Genomic DNA, 255 nt, shown 5'->3' with positions numbered 1-255 from the left:
TATTAGAGGTAATGATAAGAGCTCCTCTTTGATCATATCTTTTAGATATGACCTGGAATAACACATTGGCACTAAGTTCATCAAAGGGGAAGTAACCCAATTCATCAATAACTAGTATATGAGGTCGACTCCAACGTTTAATGACTCGATTAAGAAGACCAGCCTTTTCTGCTTTTTTACACTCTGTAATAAAATCATCTGTCCTCATAAAAGCTGCGGAATATCCCTTAATTATAGCTTCCATTGTAAAAGCTA

General features: G+C 35.3%; 1 protein-coding gene. It reads right to left on the bottom strand.

The window, feature by feature from the left end; translation table 11 throughout:
* The coding region (locus PZE06_RS34330) for an ATP-binding protein (protein WP_275792600.1) at positions 1-208 on the bottom strand (208 nt) is incomplete at its 3' end.
* Positions 209-255: the final 47 nt, after the last annotated feature.

The organism is Robertmurraya sp. DFI.2.37 (assembly GCF_029211245.1).
In the GTDB taxonomy this organism is placed as follows: Bacteria; Bacillota; Bacilli; order Bacillales; family Cytobacillaceae; genus Robertmurraya; species Robertmurraya methanolica_A.
Note: the sequence above shows the minus strand (reverse complement) of the source record. Positions and strands in the feature narration are given on the sequence as shown.